Consider the following 18,986-nt stretch of genomic DNA (forward strand, 5'->3'; position numbering starts at 1 on the left):
AAAAAACAGAACAAAAGAAAAGGCGAAAAGCAGTTGCTTTTCACCTAGCATTTACCGAATGATGGTGGTTTCCAATCCTGTAGGTTTTTGTACAGGCAGTTCAACAAGTTTGCGGCTTTCGCTAAATTCAAGCGGAGTAACATCAGAGCCCGTGTATTTGAGCATATCACGCAATCTTGTCTTTTCATCGGCAGAGTAAAAAATATAAGATACGCCTTGGCGTTTGGCTCTGCCTGTACGCCCGATGCGATGCGTATAAGATTCGTTTTCGTTGGGCATTTCATAGTTAAATACAGCATCCACATCATCCACATCAATGCCCCGTGCGGCAACATCGGTTGCTACAAGAAAATCGATTTTACCTGTTTTGAATTGCGCCATAATGCTGTTGCGTGCAGATTGGTTCATATCACCATTTAAGCATTCCACCTGCAAGCCTCGCTCTGCAAGCTGGTTGCGCAATGCTTCGGTACCGTATTTGGTATTGCAGAAAATAATTGCTTTTTTATAGTCCTTCAGCCGAATGATGTCTATCACATCTTCCAGCTTTTGGCTGCCCTGTGTTTGCATACTATACTGTGTAATCATCGGTTTGCTTTCTTGTACAGGCAGTACCACCAGTTCCACCGCATCACGCTGATAAAGCCAACCAATATCCATAACAGGGCGCGAAATAGTGGCCGAGAACATAGCCATTTTTTTGCTTTTGGGCAGCTTGTCCAAAATAAAACGCACATCTTTAAAAAAGCCCATATCCAGCATTTCATCCGCTTCGTCAAGCACGATATTCTGTACTTTGTTAAGGCGAAGCGAACCGCGCTTAAAATGGTCGATGAGCCTGCCGGGGGTTGCAACTACAATTTGGGGGTTGTTTCGCAGTGCCGCAAACTGTTTGCCTATGGGCTGCCCGCCGTACACTGCCGCAATTTTTAGCTCTGCCTTGAATTGTGCCAGTTCACGTAATTCATCTGTAATTTGCGTACAAAGTTCTCGTGTTGGGCAGAGCACCAATGCTTGCAGGCAGTGTTGAGTCATATCAATTTTTTCAATTAAAGGAATACCAAAAGCACAGGTTTTGCCGGTACCGGTAGGTGCTTTTGCAATTACCTCTCTCCCTTCGAGCATAACGGGTATGGCTTTTTGCTGAATCTCTGTCATTTCGGAGAAACCCATTTTTTCTACCGCTTTTCGTATCTCCGCTGAAATGGGGAGGTCGTTGTAGTTTATCATTCCGCCTAGTTTCCTCTCTATCTTAAAACAAAATTCTTTATAATTAACCTTTATTATATCACAGGCAGAGGCTGCTGCAAAGGGGAATGCGTTTTTTGGGATGAGCGCAGAGACATCGAATTCGGTTAGTCACAGTATTTTTTCGCTACCTGAACAAATTTTTCAAAATTATTTTGAAAAAGGCACACCACGGCAGGGTCAAAGTGTTTGCCGCTTTGTGCAACAATTTCGTTGTAGGCATCTTCAAGCGGCCAAGGCTCTTTATAAGGCCGGCGGCTCATCAATGCATCAAACACATCGGCAACTGCAACAAGGCGGCTGCTATAGCTGATTTGCTCGCCCTGCTTTTTCAAGTAGCCTTCTCCGTTCCATTTTTCATGGTGTTCCAGTGCAATGGTGCGCGCTAACTGCATAATATCACCAGGTGAGTTTTTTAACAGTTCTGAGCCGATGAGCACATGGGTTTTAACGGCTTCAAACTCCTCGGGGGTAAGGCTGGCTGGCTTTTCTAAAATCTCTTTGGGAATTAAAATCTTACCTACATCGTGCATCATAGAAGCTATACTTAGATTTACACAGTCTGTTTCATTCATTCCCGATGCATAGGCGAGAATTTTAACATACTCCGAAACGCGCTTTACATGGTTGCCTGTATCGCGTGATTTATTCTCGGTAATTTCAGCAAAAGCCCTTACCAGTTCTTCTTGCGCAGCAATCATATCTTGCGTAAGCTGAGTATTGCGCAATGCAAGCTGAATGTTGTTGTAAAAAGCCTGCATTAAATTGTGCGTAATGGAATCTTTGATATTGACCGATAATTGAAACATTAAATAAGCGGTGAGCCCTTTATCGTCGTAAAACCGCATAATTGCTGTGTCTGAAGTGATTTCAATCCAAGCAGAGGGGCAAGGGTTGTTTTGAATATCAACCAAAAACTGCTTTTCTCCGCTTTGTACATAATACTGGGTTTTATGCATTTCGCTTCGTGGCTTAGCAGAAAGTTTGTCTATTACATAGAACAAATCTGGTTCGTAACGAACACACAAGTAATATACGGATGCACCTTGATTGCTATAATTCTTTTTTATAGTGGCTGTTACGTTGAATACTGCACGTATGATGAGGCGTGAAAGCTCATAAAAACTGCGTGTTTCAAATAACGGCTGGCATTGCTCAAAAATGCTTTCTAGCCCGTGATGGCTGCGCTGAAGTTCGCGTGAATAACAAAAAATATTATGCAGTATTTTCGAGTTTTTTTCTACAAGGTTCAGTGCAATAAAACATAAACCCGAAAGCAACACAATAAGCGGTATGATACCGTAAAAAAACGCTTCTTGGAATGTTGTAAGAGGCTTATCTGGCATAAAATGCAGCTTCAAACCGATAAGATGGGATACTATCATCGTTGTACCCGTGACGATAAACGCATATAGAATCAAATGCCTGTTAAAGTAAAGAGATGCTGTAAATAGAGGGAATACAAACAACAGGAGTACAAGATAGGTCAAAAGGGAGTACAGTAAACCTGCCACGATTATTTGTAACAAAATTAAAACGTACTTTACCCACCAACCCGAAATTTTAAAGCAATCTGTTATAATTACCGGCATTGAGAGCAGAGCCACCGAAATGAGGGATGAAACAGCCATGACAACCTTATCAATTGCGAAAAATCCCAGTTGATTTAACAACCAAATAATAAAGATAGATGGAATTCCTAAAAGCATACAGCGAGCCAGTAGCCGATTGTTTTCATATTCGTTTGCCGTATTGAATAATTGCCGCTCCATAGTTATCACCGCTTCCTGTCAATTGTTTATACTGTCGATTAGATAATAATTATTAGCTTTAAAAACTGATTGCTGCTTTTACAGTATATAACAACATAGTGTGCGCAAAGAGGGGATAACGTGAATGGAGATTTAGAAATTTTATTCTACCTAAATTAAAAACAATAGCAACGCTATGCAAACCTTGTTAATAAAGGGTTTACCTTTGAATAATCAACTGGTTGAGATGAAATTTTTGCTCGATGTGATCCAATCCGTCCGCTATTCAATATGTTTCAGTTTTGCAATGTATAAAAATTTTGTACTAAGTTGTATTTACACATAAAAAAGTCGGATTTCGAAATTATTTGGTAGAATTAAGTAATGCTATTTCCTTTGCCCTATTTTATAATGAGCTCAGCACAGTGCATATTTACTAATTTTATAATATGTTGTAGAAATAATGTGTACTGTAATACGAAGGGGGATAAAGATATGGGGAGAAAAACAAGAAAGGGAATAGCGGTTTTTTTGGCTTTGTATTTGGTTATTGCAAATGTTCTGGTAGGCTTTGCGCAGACCACACCAATTACAAACGGTGAAGTGCAGCTTGTATCGGGGGAGCAAGTTTCAAATCCAGAACAGGGGACGGAACAAGCAGGTGAGCAGCAAGCGGTGCTACAAAATCAGAAAGAAGTTATGGAAAGTGACGCTGCAACAAACGCAGGGCAGCAATCTGCAACACAGAACAAGGAAGAAGCTGCTGAAAGTAATACCGAAACAAACGCAGGGCAGCAGCCTGAACCGAAAGAAAACTCTGAAAATGTGCAAGTTCAGCCTGTACCGGATGATGAGCAAATTGCACAGAGTACTGAACCGGAGGTTACCGATGAAAAATTGAGCAAACCCGCTTATGCGGTTGGCAACCTTGAAAATGTCAGCTATATAGATATGTCGAAAGTACTGGTTGAAGCTGATGATGAATTAGATTCAACCTATAGTGCGGATAAAGTAATGGATGGAGTAGACAGTACAATTTGGCATACAAAATACGAAGCAGGTGAAACTGATTTTCCGCATTACCTTGAATTTACACTGCAAAACCCAACTGAAATCAATGTAATTGAATATTCTCCGCGAGGTAATCACGGAGCCCCTCACTACATCAAAGGTTATAAAATTTACATAGCTCCTACTGTAAACGGGCAATTTGGTGATACGCCATATCTTCAAGGCGAGCTGACTTTGAATGACAGGGTAATTCATTTTCCTGCATTGCAAACGGTAGGCAAGCTGAAAATTGTATTTATCAACCGTTGGATGCCCAATAACGAAAAAGATACTTACAGCATGTCCATTGGAGATATAAAATTTGGCAAAAAAAGCTCCGATGTACCTGCCGGCGAGCAACTAACCCTACCCCAGCACCAGTTTAGCGCGAATGCCAGTTCTAATGCAGATGGTAATCTTAGTGCAGATAAAGCAATTGATGGAAATGCCGATACACTTTGGCATGGTAGATGGGAGGGAGCAAATATACCCCCTCATTGGATTTCGATAAAACTGGACAAAGACAATGTAGCTTCAATGCCGGTAAAAAGTATAGAGGTCACTTCAAGAAGGGATAAAGACGCCGATGACAGACACCCTAGCCTGAACGGTGCAATGTGTGATGTACTTGTGAGCCAAAACGGTACAGACTATACACTGGCAGTAGATAACTTTACGCTTAAAAGCGGCAGAGGCGCAAAAACAGTAATACCCGTATTTGCAAATGCAGCTTATATTAAATTGGCAGCCGCAAATGATGCATTTCAATCGGTAGCCGAGTTGAATGTTACAGTATATACAAGCCCAAAGGATGATTTATTTACGTTGTTTAGAAAAATTGTTGAATTGGAAAAGTTTGCGCAACAGGTAAGCAAAGATGTTGGACCAGACTTTAACCAATACCCAAATGAGGCTTTGGATAACTTAAAAGATGCTATCAACAACGCGAAAACAGCACTTGAGCAAAGTGCAGGGTATAACGAAGCCTTAACTACACTTGCTGAAGCGCAGCAAACATTCTTAAATTCTAAAAAAATGTTTTCTGCACAGTATTTTACAGAGTTACTGGTGGCAGCAGAAAAACTGAACGCCGAAACTGTAGTTGGTACGTCAGATGGAAATTGCACACAAGAGGCAAAGTCTGCTTTTGAGGCTGCCATTAACACTGCCAAAGCCATTGATACATCCAGTGCAGAGATAACCGCTTTATACAATGCTTATCTTACACTGCAAAATGCGATGTCTGCTTTTAGAAGCTCTATTATTATCAAAAATGATAATGAATCCATGGACATTTCGGGTACTTGGAAGTTTGAAATGACTGCAAAAGAAGAGGCAAGCACTCTTAATGAGACAGTAAAACTTCCGGGCAGTATGGATGAAAATAAAAAGGGAAATAGTAATACAGCTAACATTACACAGCATCACCTCAACCGCGATTACGTATATGTTGGGCCTGCAACCTATCAGCGTGAAATAACCGTGCCTGCAAATTGGAGCGGAAAAAACATCACACTGAACCTGGAACGCACCAAGAAAACAAGAGTATGGCTGGACGGCAATCTTGTTGGCCCGCAACAAAAAAGCTATACCACAGCGCACGTTTACAACGTTACAGAGTTTATAAAGCCCGGCACAAAACAAACGCTTACCATCGAGGTGGACAACTCCGAAGCGGGTATGCCTTTCGCCATGTACCATACATTTGAAGATGGTGCAGCATGGTCGCATCAGGTAAGCGAGTTTACGCAAACAAACTGGAACGGTATTATTGGCAAAATGGAACTTCAGGCGACTCCACCTGTGTATATTAATAATTTTCAAATAAGGCCGAATGTAGATGAGAAAAATGCAAAAGTTACTATAACAGTAAAGCGCAGAGATACAAGCGATGCTTTAAGCGGTGCAATTTTACTTACGGCAAACAGCTGGAACAACGATAAAAAAAGCCATAGAGCCGACCCGCAAGAACTGCATTTTTCGTTTGCAGCCGGTGCCGATGAAACTACCGTTACGCTAAATTACAAAATGGGTTCAGAAATGTTGCTCTGGGATGAGTTTAGCCCCACCTTGTATAAAATGACAGCGGTGCTTCGGGCAAAACAGGGTGAGAACCAATATTCTTCGGTTGAAGAACGAGACTTTGGTATGCGCAAGTTTACAACAAAAGAAATTAATAATGGAAAGCAATTTCAAATCAATGATAGAACCACCATGCTCCGCGGCGAAATAAACTGTGCAGCGTTCCCCCGTACAGGTTACTCGCCCATGGAACTGGAAGATTGGCTTGACATTATGCAGACGTATAAAAATTACGGGATGAACCATGTTCGCTTCCATACTTGGACTCCGCCTGATGCGGCGTTTAAAGCGGCGGACATGCTTGGATTATACCTTAACTTTGAATTGCCGCACTGGGGCAGAAAAATGTTCGGTGATATTGAGCAAGGCGATGATACAGACGTAAAATATTACGAAGAAGACACCAAAAAAATATTTAACTCGTACTTAAACTCGCCCTCTGCGGTAATGTTTGCACTGGGTAATGAGGAACATAGCGGATTTTTCTACTATGAAGAATTTTTGAAGTTTTGCACGGCTCTTGAGCCGACCCTGCTTTATTCGGACATTGCAGGGCACAGTACTTACCCCCAAAGTGCCGATTTTGCTGCAAAATATATAAGCCCCCAATATTTACCCCAAATTGTGCCAAACAACAACTGGGATTATGCCGATGCAGTGAAAAAAGCCCCAATCGCTATATTAGGGCATGAGCCCGGGCAGCTGCAGGTATACCCGCATTACGAGGAAGAGATACCCAAATACAAAGACGCTATTGTGAAACCAAGAAACCTTGAGTTTTTCTGGAACGTCTTAAAGCAAGCGGGTATCGGAGATATGTCCCCCCAATTTAATGAATCTACGGGTGGGCTGTCAGCAATGATGTACCGTTATTTTACAGAGTCGTACATAAGAACAAATGGTTCTGGGGGCTTCCACCTTTTAGGCTTGCAAGACTTCCCCGGGCAGGGTACGGCACTGGTCGGAATTTTGGATGCATTTTTGGATAGCAAAGGCGATGTAACCGAAGAAGAGTTTAGGCAATCTTGCTCGGAATTGGTAGTAATGGCAAAAATGAATCAGTTTGTATTTACAAACGACCAAACCTTTACCGCCGATGTATTAATATCAAACTATTCTGCAGAAGATGTTACAAGCCCGATAAAATGGTCAATCCAAACGTTATCTGGCACGGTGGTTGCCTCGGGCACAATTGCAGATGCAGCTGCACCTCAGGGCTGTGTTACAACCGTGGGCAAAATAACCGCCAATTTAAACGGTATTACCAAAGCGGAACAGCTTGAGCTTAAACTGGAGCTAACAAATAAACCAGAACCAAGCTCAAAAAAATATTACAGCGTAGGTACAAACAATTACAGCTTATGGGTATATCCAAAACAAATCGATACCCGTGCGCCTGAACAAATTGAGGTGTATCGCAACTTTAGCAATAAGGCACAAAAATCACTTTCAGAAGGCAAAAAAGTTCTGATTATTTCGGAGGGAACGACAGAAAGCTTGCCCAAAAGCAGAGCTTTAACATTCAGACCGGATTTCTGGAGCCCAATGTTCCATAGGGAAGAAGTTAAATCAACCAATGGCTATATGCTTGGTTCTTATATTGATAAAGACCATCCTTTGTTTAAAAACTTCCCTACCGATAGTTACGCAAACTGGCAGTGGTACAATACAGTGGCCGGTGGCCGCGGGCTTCTCATCAACGGCGCCCCGGAAGAATTAAAACCGATTATGCAGCCGATTGCAACGATTGATTTACCCGATCGTTTGGCTGCCATATTCGAGGCGAATGTCTCTGGCGGCAAGCTGATGTTCTGTTCAATTAACTTGCTTGATAAAACAGACCAAGTATCAAAACAGCTGCTTGCTTGTATTTATGATTACATGCAAAGTAATGAGTTTAACCCCAAAGCAAGCGTAGACGCGCAATTCCTTAAAAATTTAATCCCCTCGAAAGATTTTAAAGGAATAAAAGCTACCGTAGCAAAAAATCAGCTCGCGGTGGGAGAAACCGCTGCAATTGAGGTAAAATGCATCAATTACAAAGGGGAAACAATTAATATGCCCCCAAATGCAGAACTTGCCTTTGTAAGCACAGATAATAAAATTGCCGAAGTTTCTTCAAAAGGGGTCATCACCGCTGTTGGGCGGGGCGTGGTTAAAGTTACAGCCAAAATGCTTTTAGAGGGCTACGAGTACACAAGCGAACTTATCATTACAGCAGGTCAGGCTACTTTAGAGCAAGTATTGTTGGATGGTGCAAAATTTAACGCATCCAGCTCAAATAGCAGTTATCCGTTAACCAATATCCATGACGGAAGGTTGGATACATTCTGGCATTCTGATTATTTAAATCCTGAGCAAAAAATGCCGCAGTGGGTTACTGTAGAACTGAAAGAACCGGTTGCCCTTAACATGGTTGTTTGCCGTGCAAGAAAAGACCAGGTGGGCGGCGCAATACTTGAGGGGAAAATCTACGTAAGCAATGACGGAAAAAACTACAAAGAGGTATGTGCACAAACCTTTGAAAAAAATAAAAACGACCGCATGTTTTATTTCAAAGAGCAAACCGCAAAGTTTATTAAAATAAGCGTTGAAAAATCTGACATGGATTCGGAATCTTCAAACGCGGCGGCCATTGCAGAAATAGAATTGCTCAAGGGTGATACAATTACCTCTGTAAAAGAAATTCCGCAACAAGTGGTACGTTTTGGTACGCCGATAGAAAAGGTGCTAAAGAAGTACCCAATGCCGAAAGAGGTTGAAGTTACGATTGGCGAAGATAAGACGGATACATTACCTGTAGTATGGAACTTGGTAGAATATAACCCCAATGTTGCAGGCACCTATACAATAGAGGGTATTCTGTTTAAAGAAAACGTTGCAAACGTTAAAAATTTAAAAGCGGTTTACTCTATTAAAGTTTTACCCAAAAACACCACATCACCGGCGAATAAAGAAGAACTAAGCAGCCTGATTTCGTCGGTTAACGCTTTAAAAGAAAGCGACTATACAGCTGAAACTTGGGCAAATATGAAGCGTTTGTATAAACAAGCGGTAGACTTTAATGCTATGACCGGTGCCATACAGCATGATGTGGACGTAATAGCCGAAAGCTTGAAAGAAGCAATCGAAGCTTTGGTAAGGGCAGGCGAACAAGGCAATGAGCATCCCGCGAATAAAGAAGAACTAAGCAGCCTGATATCATCGGTTCATGCTCTAAAAGAAAGCGATTATACGGGTGAAACTTGGGCGAATTTGCAACAGGTGCATAAACAAGCTGTCGATTTAAATGCTATGACAGATGCAACACAGCATGATGTGGATGCAATGGTGGAAAACCTGAAAAAAGCAATAAAAGCTTTGGTTAAGGCAGGCGAACAAGGCAAAGAGCACCCTGCTGTGCCTGAAAACCCCAACGATAAAGAGCTGTTCGGTGCTGTTACCATAAAACCCGAGCAAGATGTGAAACTCCCCGACAATATAAAGTTTACGGTAAAGGCAAAAACCATGATAGAAACAGAACAGATTTTAATTAATGGGGAATCTGCTAAGTTTGCATACGATATCAAGGCAACGGGCAGCGGGATTTTATCAGGCAAATTACCCGGCAAAGTAAAAGTAAGAATCAAACTTTCTCCACAGCTTTATTCAGGTGCTGAACAAGGCAAGCTTAAGGTATTCTACATCAACGGCAAAGCTTACGAAGACATGAATGCAAGCAGCATAAAAATTGGTGAAGAATGGTACATTGAGTTTTTAACAAATCACTTTAGTATTTATGCAGTTACAGCAAAAGAAGATGCAGATGTACCGGCAACGAATAAGGTTTATAAAAACTCTAATAATTCTGCCCATGACCAACAACTCGAGTTTTGGAAAAATGCAGCGGAGCGTATTCGCTCGGCAGAAAAAGGCGATACCGTAGCGGTAAACGCCAAGTGGTATGATAAAGTGTTCTATTTTGTCATGGATGCGCTGCGAGAAAATAAAGATGTGTCGCTCATCATCAACTGGAACGGAGGCAGCACAATTGTTATTCCGTCGGGTAAAGCACAGCCGGACGAAACCGGTCGTATTTATTGGCCGCTTTCTTTACTGGCAGAGTTGTATGAACATGAACCGACAGGTGTTAACCCAGAGACAGGCGGAGTAATTACTGTTACCGCGCCCTTGCAGGCAGAAGTACAAACAATTGTTACCCCAAAAACGGCAGGACTGGAAGAAGAGAAAATTACAGGAGTTGCCGTAGACAATGCACGTAAAGCAGAGCGGGGCGATGTTACAACAAAAGAAACTGCTGATAGTGCTGATTCACAAGCATACAGCAGTGCCCAGAATGTTCCGTTTACTGCAATTATGGCAGCAATGCTACTTATTACTGCAGCAGGTGTTGGCGTGTTCATCTGGAAGAAAAACAAAAAGCCGCAATAATAAAGTAAGCTTTAGCTAAAGTCAACTAAATTAAGCGGCGCATAACATGAAAAAAACTGGCTCTGTTGTAATACGGAGTCAGTTTTTTTATTTTGCTTTCCAATTTTAGTATTTCATTAACACATCTCGATTATAGTCATGTGTTTTTCGATTGCAGCTATATAAATTACGATGGTTTGTGCTCCACAAATTGCAGCAAACAGGCTGTACTTCCTTTTATAAACACCGTTACAGAGTGCACCACTACAACTATGCTAATACAGCGCAGACTGAAAAACATTACTGCTGCAAAGCATTGCATCTGAAATAGCCATATTAGTAGATAGGCGTGCTTTTTAAATCCATGTTATAAAAAAATTGTATGGCACGTTGGATTGCGACATCCCAAAACGGCCATTCATGGTCACCCTGCCATTCAAGGTAAGTATGATTGTAACCTGCTTGCTCGGCCGCTTTGCGAAAAATTTGATTATCTTGATACAAAAAATCTTCGGTTCCGCAAATTTGTATCAGGCGCGGTCGGTCAGGTTCTGTTGCGGCTTTTTGAACCAACGCAATCACATCATCTTCTGGGCGAACTGTTGCATCACGCCCCAAAAGGGCAGAGAATTCTTGCGGCGCAACATCTTCCCAACGTCCCGCCGCAATGTCATCTGCAATGCGCGGCAGATTCATAACACCCGAAAGAGTAGCCGCTGCCGCATATTGTTTTGGATAACGAAGCATACATTTTGCGGCGCCGTACCCGCCCATACTTTCGCCTGCGATAAACGTTTTTTCACGGGTATCGGGTAGGCAAAACCATTTTTTGCATATCTTTGGCAGTTCTTCTGCAACATAAGAAAAATAGCGCGGGCCATAGGCTGCATCAATATAAAAACTACGCTGTACCTCGGGCATAATTACAATTAAGTTGTACTTTTTTGCATAATACTCAATTTTAGAAAAGCGCGTCCATTCTCCGGCATTGGCGGCAAGGCCATGCAAAAGGTAAAGTACAGAAGGCTGCCCGCTTACTACCGGTGTCACATCATTTGAGATATCCGGAAAAATTACTTTTAATTGTGTTGTCATTCGCAAACTCTCGGAATAAAAATCTCCTGCAAATGTTCCCATAATAATCTTCTCCTTAAAAAAAGGACGGAAAAATTTTTCCGCCCCTTTTAACTATTTGTGAAAATGTACGGTAAAATTGCATTTGTCGCCTCGTGTGTAAGAACGCGAATATTCAATCACCCTTCCGGTTTGGTCATAACTTGTGCAAGAAAACAACAGCGTGGCACTTCCCGGTTCTATGCCAAGCATGCGTGCATCGCTGGTTTCAAGCTCTGCCAAATCCAGTGCTTGCCGTGCGTGTTCCAACTGTATTCCGTAAAAGTTATAAACCTCATAAAGGCTGAACACCGCAAGGTCAATTCCCTCCAGCTTTGGCACCAAGCTGCATGGCAAAAATATCTCCTCCAGCGAAATCGGCTCGCCGTTTGCCAAATCCAAGCGTTTTATGTAGTAGATATTTTCTGTGGGAGGGATGGAAAATATATGCGCATATTTAATGCCGGCAGGCCTTCTTATTTTAATTAAAACCTTCGTGGATGGCTTGGCGTTTTTTTCAAGCATAGTTTGCGTAAAGCCGCCTAAAGTTTCTAAATCTCGCTCTATTTTGTTACCTACCACATAAACACCTTTGCCTTGAACACGCCGCAGCAAACCTTCTTTTACCAGCGCATCCACAGCATTGCGTACGGTTAAACGGTTAATCCCATAAGTTTCGGCAAGCTCGTTTTCCGAAGGAATGGTAGTACCCGGCAGATAATCACCATCCTCAATTTTTGTGCGCACAACCTCGCGTAATTGAAGATAAACAGGTGACTGATAATTAATTTCACGTTCGATAGTCAACAAAAATCCTCCTTATAGGGGGGATTTACCATGCTCCGTTGTAACCAAGTGTTACGCTGCTGTTTGCAGCACCCATATGCATACATTCGGGCAAAGGTTTCTGCTGCAGTATTCCATACAAAAAGCCTGCGATGTAACTGTCGCCTGCGCCCATCGTATCCACTACGGTGCATGGAACAATACCGCCGACGGTAAAAATTTTACCGTCATATGCTATGCTGCCCTTTTCGCCAAGTGTGCAAATTACCAGCATTGGCCCGCGTGCATGCAGCTTTTGCATGCAATCGCGCAAAGCAGGGGTATCCCCGTCATCTGAAGCAAAAAACAAATAGTCTACACTGCTGATTGCAATATCCACCACGGGGTCGTCTGGTCTGGTTGCTGCGTCAAACGCAACAGGAACCCCGCGGGAATGAATTTCAGCAAGATTATTATGAACATTCCCCCATAAACCCGTTACAACCATTTCATGGGAGCATAAAAAATCAATATCGGAGGCATCCAGCACCATATCAGCCAAAACGCCCTCTTCATAATCGCCAAAAACACGTTCTCCGTCAATCAGTTCAACGTGTGTAATAGCGGTATTGCCCGGCAGAAATTTGATGTGGGAGGTGTCAACACCCTTTTGCTTGATTGCATCAGCCATCAAAGCGCCGTATTTGTCGGTGCCTACTGCCCCTGTGTAAGAGGCTTGGCCTCCCATACGCGTAAAATAAACTGCCACATTTACGGGATTTCCACCGGGGTAAGACTTTCCGATATTTTCATAAACATCCATGCAATTGTCGCCAACTGCAGCCAATTTAGCCATGCCTTTCTCCTTTTACAGAAAAGAGCTTCTATCATTCTTTGGGCTTTTTGGTCGTCAGAGTACTGACAAACCGAATATATTCCGACCGTACAATCGCTTTAAAATATTCAACGGGAACCTTTTCTTGGTCGAAAACCACACCTGATTGGTAAAATACCGGTGCATTTTCTGGAATATTCAGCTGCTCAGATTCTTCTTTATCGGTATAGGTAACGTTTACTATTTCCTCACCGCCGCAAATTGCAATGCCGTACTGTTCTTTTAGCGTGCTGTACAAGGAACATTTTGAAAAATCATATTGGTCAATTCCGGGCGCACGGTCTGCATCAATGTAAGAGGTAACTAAAAGAACCGGTATTTCATCCAAATAGCGCAAACGCACCGTTTCAAACAAGCGATGTCCCATCATAACATGCATTTTTCGAGATAGCTGCTTGGTTGCTTCGCAAATACGTGCACTTACCACTTGGGTTGTAACTCTTCTACCGGCAGATTCTACCATACGGCCAAAGCCGTCTACCTCCGCATCCTGCAAACAGCGCTCAAATTTGGGCGGAGCCACAAATGTGCCCGAACCAACTTTGCTGTATAAAATGCCTTCTGCTGTCAGCCTACGAATTGCACTGCGCAATGTAGATCGGTTGATCGACCACATCTCGCACATATCGCGTTCGGACGGCAGCCGATCATGCACACTCAGTTTGTTTTGAATGATATAACACTCTATCCGTTCTGCCGCTTCTTCTCGCGGGCGGCTGCGATATTCTGTAACCACGGTAATAAACCTCCTCCGCAACTGCAGGTAACAAATGTTTAATTAATTTTACCATATTGCAGCCAATTGGTGCAAGTATGTACGGAGGATGTATGCCAATTTTGTCTCTGTGGTTTCACTAAAATACGGCTCTCTGCATCGAATTCGGCGCAAAAGAGCCGCAGATTATAGCAATTAGTCGGTTGAAGAAGATTTTTTGTTTTGACGCTCCCACAAATAGTACGCGGGCAAACCTGTGCCAACAGCAATAATTGCGCAGATAAGACCTGCTATCGGTGCCCAAACAAAGGTTGAAACAATCAGCGTACCGGTCATAAACATTGCAATACCGGCCATCAGATAACCGCAGGGCATTTTCCAAGCGGGGTTGTAATTTTTTTTACGGCGTAAAACAAAAATCATGCTAAAGGTAAGAAAATTCTTCAAAAGCGCAACCAGTGTGAAATAACCCAGCAAATCAGAAAGTGATGTTGCAAAAATTAACAGGATAGCAACAGCACACTGCACAATGATAGAGAAATAGGGAGTTTCGTATTTAGGATGAACTTTTGCAAAAGATTTAAAGAACAAGCCGTCTTTTGCCATTGCGTATTCAATACGGGGCTGGAACATAATGCAGCTGGAGAGTGAACCGATGATAACGATAATTGCCATAACAGCTGTAGCCGTACCAGCAACGTTGCCGATTAAGGGCAGTTTAGAAGCAACCAAAGCAATCGGTGCCTCTGAAGTTGCAAGCTCTTGAATGGGGAGAATACCGGTAGCAACAAATGTAAGCCCAACATAAAGGCCAAGAACAACCAATGCGGTAATAATTAAGCCGCGGGGCATATTTTTGTGCGGGTCTTTAATTTCACCCGACATGTAGCAGGCTGCCCCCATACCGTCGAAAGACCAAGTAGTGGCAGAAACACCTGCAAGCAATGCTGCAATACCTGTGGTAGTAGTACCAACCATAGGGGTGCTGTTTAAAATTAAATCGCCATTCATGTGGAACAAGCCAATACCTACAATCAGCACAAAGGGCAAGATTTTGAAAGTTGTGATAAATGTTTGGAATTTACCGCCGCCCTCTACGCTGCGCAGATGCACGAACATAAAAATGAGAACCAAAGCAACAGCAACAAAACGAAGGGTTAAATTAGATACCGGAATAAAATACCCTAAATAGTTTGCAATGGCCAGAGCCATGATGGAAATGGACGGAGGATCGGTTGCCCAAAAGCTAATCCATCCACAAAGAAACGCCAAAGGTCTAAAACCCGCTTCACGAAAGTAAATGTATTGCCCGCCGTCTTCTGGATATGCAGAAGCAAGCTCTGCGTAACAAAGGTTGGAGGGTATTTGAACAAGGCCTCCAACCAAAAATGCCAAAAGCATAATCAATGCGCTGCCTGCAGCGCCGGCAACCGCGCCAAGAGATGAAAAAATGCCCGAACCAACGGTGGTACCTACACCCAGTGCAATAACCGCGCCAATACCAAGTTTACGTTTCAGTTCTGTGCTTGGTGCAGTATCAACTGCAGTTTTTTCCGTATTGTTTGCCATAAATAACTCCCCTTTTCCAATTCAAGATTGCTGCAAAAGCGAATTCTCTGTTTTCTCTGCAGAAAGTCCTTTGACCGCAGGGAACTTTATGCAAATAAACAACGTTTAAAATATTCCATACCACTTAACGCGTATAATAGCATAACAATTTATTAAAATCAAGCAATTTAATCATTATTGTTACAATTTCATAAATCAAAAGCGATATAATGTTCATATTGCATTATGAATATTTGGTTTGGCATTCTTTAGATAGCAAATTTCATACCAATTTTTTAAAAATGAAACTATCTATTTCTGGTTTTGCTGCAAAAAACACAGCCACCGCTATTTTATCATAATAAATGCGATGGCTGTGCTTATTTACATATAATTTTCTTCTATTTCAAAAAATTTCCGCTTGTTTGGAACAGCTTGGTTGAGGAGAATTTGCCTAATGGACGCATTGAACTTAACAAATTAAACATCACAAACTAAAAGATATACCAATATTTGCTTTTTTGCCTCAAAACCAAAAGGGTACTTGCACCGTAGCAAAGAAATCTACAAGGTTTAATATCCGGCTTTTTGCATCATTTCACGTACATTGTTTACTGCGCGTCGGGCATACATACGGGGCTCGTTGATATAGGCGGTTACAAGTTCAATCGTTGCAGTTCCTCGGTAATCAATCTCCTTGAGCTCGCAAATAAGTTCCTGAAGCGGCAGAGCACCCTCACCGGGCATAATGTGGCTGTCCGTTCCTTGTTCACCGTCAATTATGTGCAGGTGGTACATTTTTTCTCCCAGTTTATCAAAATACGCCATAATGCTTTCATGTTGTACAAACGGGGGTACTAAATCGCACATGCCTACAATATAAGGGGAATTAATTCGCTTAAACAGCTCAACAAAATCGTTTGCACTCTTAAACGTATTAGATTCGTACGGCGTAAGCGCTTCTACCACCAACTTAACGCCCACTTTTTCTGCATGGTCGGTCAGTTCGCGCAGTGTGCGTGTCATGCGGCTCCAAATTTCATCGTAGGTAGCCAGATAGCCGGAATTGGCAGGCGAAACGAGCATGAAATCTGCACCCATTTTCTTTGCCATATCCAAGTTGAGTTTTAGGTAGTTTACCGCGTCCTCGCGTTGGCTCTCGCTGCCTATCATAAAGTTATAAGGATAAGCATTGTGTTCGGGTGTATATCCGCGGACGGGCATCTCATATTTTTCAATCAGCCGTTTTACCTCATTGATGTCACCGGATTTTAAATCAGGCGCAAAGGCATGCGGGCGTGCTCCCCAAAGTTCGATATAATCATACCCAAAGCGTTTTGCATCAATAAAGCAATGTTCTAGGGGGTTGCGCTGGTAACCCGAGGTGAATAGTCCTAGTTTCATAAAAAAAGCCTCCTTCAATTCTGTGTGGTTTGAAACGTATACACATGTTATTTATAAAACATACCAATTTGCCATAAAGAATAGCATTGATGACAATAAAAGTCAATTTATTACGAGAAATAGCAGAGCAAATTAGTAAATTTGCAGTAACGGGTTCGACAAATATTAGTATATTTAACAAGTAAAAGGCCTTCAAAAGGCAGAATAGCATTGCTGCAACATCTAAAATGCTGTTATTGCAAAATCTGTACATTTTGTAAACAATAAATTGCCATATATAGGTAATTTGCTAAAAATAAATTGTTTTTGTTGCAATACGGTATGCCTTGTGATATAGTGAAAATGCAAATTGGTTTGAAATATTCTATACCTTATTCAGTTTTTGCTGTTGAAAGACCGTATCGGCAGTAAAGATTTACTTTTCAAACCAGAGGAGCGTGCATACAACGATGAGTGATTTTGCTGAGATTCTATTGCAGTCCAAAGCAGTGTTTACAGCGGCATCATCTCAACCGTTTGAAGGGTTTGTCGCCGTTTCAAACGGTAAAATTCTTGCTGTGGGTACCGGCCTGGGTGAAAAATACCTTGGTGCAAAAACAAAAGTTTATTCTTTAGGGGACCGTTTAATCTGCCCTGGTTTTTCAGACGTACACTGCTTTTTTACGGGCTATTTGCTTGGGCGCAGCGGGGCAGACCTCAGCGGTGCTAAAACACAGCAGCAGGTTTTGGAAATGGCAGCCGCTTATTCTAAGAGCCTTACGGGAGAACACACCGTTCTTTGCCGTGAGGTAAGCCCTGAAATCCCCGCGGCAGATACCGCAGCGATGGATGCTGCATTTGGCGATGTACCGGCAATTTTGTTTTTGCAGGGCGGCGAAAGCTGTTGGATGAACACAGCTGCTATAAAAACCTATGATTTTACCCCCGATACCTGCTGGCCCGAAAGCTGCTGGAAGCTTTTGCGCTATATCTTGCAGGACTATAAGCATTCTGTTCCGGAATTTAAGCGTTACCTTGCCATGCTGAATTCCCGCGGGATTACCTCGATTAAAGAGATGGGCTTTGATGATTTTTACGGCTTTACAGATGCATTGGAGCAACTGGAGCAATCGGATGAACTGACCATGCGTGTTCACTTTATGAGCCAACCTGTGAGTGCACCAATGAATTTGGAGTACGGAAAGGCGATGGCGAACCGCTTTAAAGGTGAGTTTGTACGTTTTTCGGGCTATAATCAAATGACAGACGGCTCCATCAGCCAGTACGAGGGCGAGATGAAACAGCCTTACGAGGGCACCGATTTTTGCTGTAAAAAAGCAATCGACTGGAAGGGCTTGGAACGTGATACCCTTGCTGCAGATGCTGCGGGCTTTCGTTTTTCTTTGCATGCGCAGGGAGACGGTGCAATTGCAAAGGTATTGGATATCTACGAAAAATGCGCCAGAGGTGCCGATGGAAAAGTATTGCTTCGCCATGCGATGACCGATTTGGAATGCAGCGACCCCACCGATTTGGAGCGTATGGGCAGACTGGGCATTGTTGCAGAAGTTTACCCCCAAATTATGTCGATTGCTCACAGAGCAAGTAAAATTGCTATGATAAATGAAAAGATAGGGGGAGAACGAGGCAAAAACTATTGGAACCGCAGAAAAATGCAGGATAACGATGTTGTTTTATGCTGCGGAACCGATTTGCCCTTGATGATTGATGATATTCCCGAATCGGTTTACCATGCGGTGGGTGGCTTGTTCCCCGAGGGCGGTGACCCTTTCAACAAAGAAAACACATTAACGGTTGCAGAGCTTTTAACAGCTTGGACGCGCGGCGGACAGTACGACCTAAGCCGTGAAACAGAGCTTGGCACGTTAGAAAGCGGAAAATCAGCGGATATTTCGGTGTTGGATAAAAATTTGTTTGTTGAGCCGATTGAAACTATTCGTGATGTAAAAGTTTGTTTGACACTTGTAAATGGAAAAATAGTTTACAGCACCTTGTAACAGAGGTT

Annotated in this window: 10 protein-coding genes; 2 read left to right on the forward strand and 8 right to left on the reverse strand. The window is 42.5% G+C overall.

Annotated elements, in window-relative coordinates:
• Positions 1-51 precede the first annotated feature (51 nt).
• Together EDD70_RS03000 and EDD70_RS03005 are read right to left on the reverse strand one after the other, a co-directional pair.
• Positions 52-1,230, reverse strand: a complete 1,179-nt coding sequence (locus EDD70_RS03000; RefSeq protein WP_092753150.1) for a DEAD/DEAH box helicase — start codon at positions 1,228-1,230, stop codon at positions 52-54.
• A gap of 125 nt (positions 1,231-1,355) precedes the next feature.
• A complete protein-coding gene (locus EDD70_RS03005; RefSeq protein ID WP_092753148.1) occupies positions 1,356-3,020 on the reverse strand; it encodes an HD-GYP domain-containing protein in 1,665 nt (554 codons plus the stop codon).
• A 474-nt stretch (positions 3,021-3,494) separates the two neighbouring features.
• On the opposite strand from EDD70_RS03005, the gene EDD70_RS03010 reads away from it, so the two are divergent.
• On the forward strand, positions 3,495-10,562 hold the full coding sequence (locus EDD70_RS03010) for a discoidin domain-containing protein (protein WP_162840837.1): 7,068 nt from the start codon (positions 3,495-3,497) through the stop codon (positions 10,560-10,562).
• Positions 10,563-10,877: 315 nt separating this feature from the next.
• Here EDD70_RS03010 and EDD70_RS03015 read toward each other — a convergent pair whose 3' ends face one another.
• From EDD70_RS03015 to frlC, 6 genes are all read right to left on the reverse strand, one after another.
• The gene (locus tag EDD70_RS03015; protein ID WP_092753144.1) at positions 10,878-11,678 is read right to left on the reverse strand and encodes an alpha/beta hydrolase; all 801 of its coding nucleotides are present in this window, start codon (positions 11,676-11,678) and stop codon (positions 10,878-10,880) included.
• 51 nt (positions 11,679-11,729) lie between these two features.
• The gene (locus tag EDD70_RS03020; RefSeq protein WP_092753142.1) at positions 11,730-12,461 is read right to left on the reverse strand and encodes a GntR family transcriptional regulator; all 732 of its coding nucleotides are present in this window, start codon (positions 12,459-12,461) and stop codon (positions 11,730-11,732) included.
• 25 nt (positions 12,462-12,486) lie between these two features.
• Entirely contained in the window at positions 12,487-13,275 is a 789-nt protein-coding gene (frlD, locus tag EDD70_RS03025; protein WP_092753140.1) for a fructoselysine 6-kinase, read from the reverse strand.
• Between the two features lie 31 nt (positions 13,276-13,306).
• Positions 13,307-14,050, reverse strand: a complete 744-nt coding sequence (locus tag EDD70_RS03030; protein WP_242943095.1) for a GntR family transcriptional regulator — start codon at positions 14,048-14,050, stop codon at positions 13,307-13,309.
• A gap of 174 nt (positions 14,051-14,224) precedes the next feature.
• The gene (locus tag EDD70_RS03035) at positions 14,225-15,598 is read right to left on the reverse strand and encodes an amino acid permease (RefSeq protein WP_092753136.1); all 1,374 of its coding nucleotides are present in this window, start codon (positions 15,596-15,598) and stop codon (positions 14,225-14,227) included.
• A gap of 552 nt (positions 15,599-16,150) precedes the next feature.
• Positions 16,151-16,981, reverse strand: a complete 831-nt coding sequence (gene frlC, locus EDD70_RS03040; RefSeq protein ID WP_092753134.1) for a fructoselysine 3-epimerase — start codon at positions 16,979-16,981, stop codon at positions 16,151-16,153.
• A gap of 449 nt (positions 16,982-17,430) precedes the next feature.
• Here frlC and EDD70_RS03045 point away from each other — a divergent pair, with 449 nt between their 5' ends.
• Entirely contained in the window at positions 17,431-18,978 is a 1,548-nt protein-coding gene (locus EDD70_RS03045; protein ID WP_092753132.1) for an amidohydrolase, read from the forward strand.
• Positions 18,979-18,986 lie beyond the last annotated feature (8 nt).

The sequence above is a fragment of the Hydrogenoanaerobacterium saccharovorans genome, assembly GCF_003814745.1.
In the GTDB taxonomy this organism is placed as follows: domain Bacteria; phylum Bacillota; class Clostridia; order Oscillospirales; family Ruminococcaceae; genus Hydrogenoanaerobacterium; species Hydrogenoanaerobacterium saccharovorans.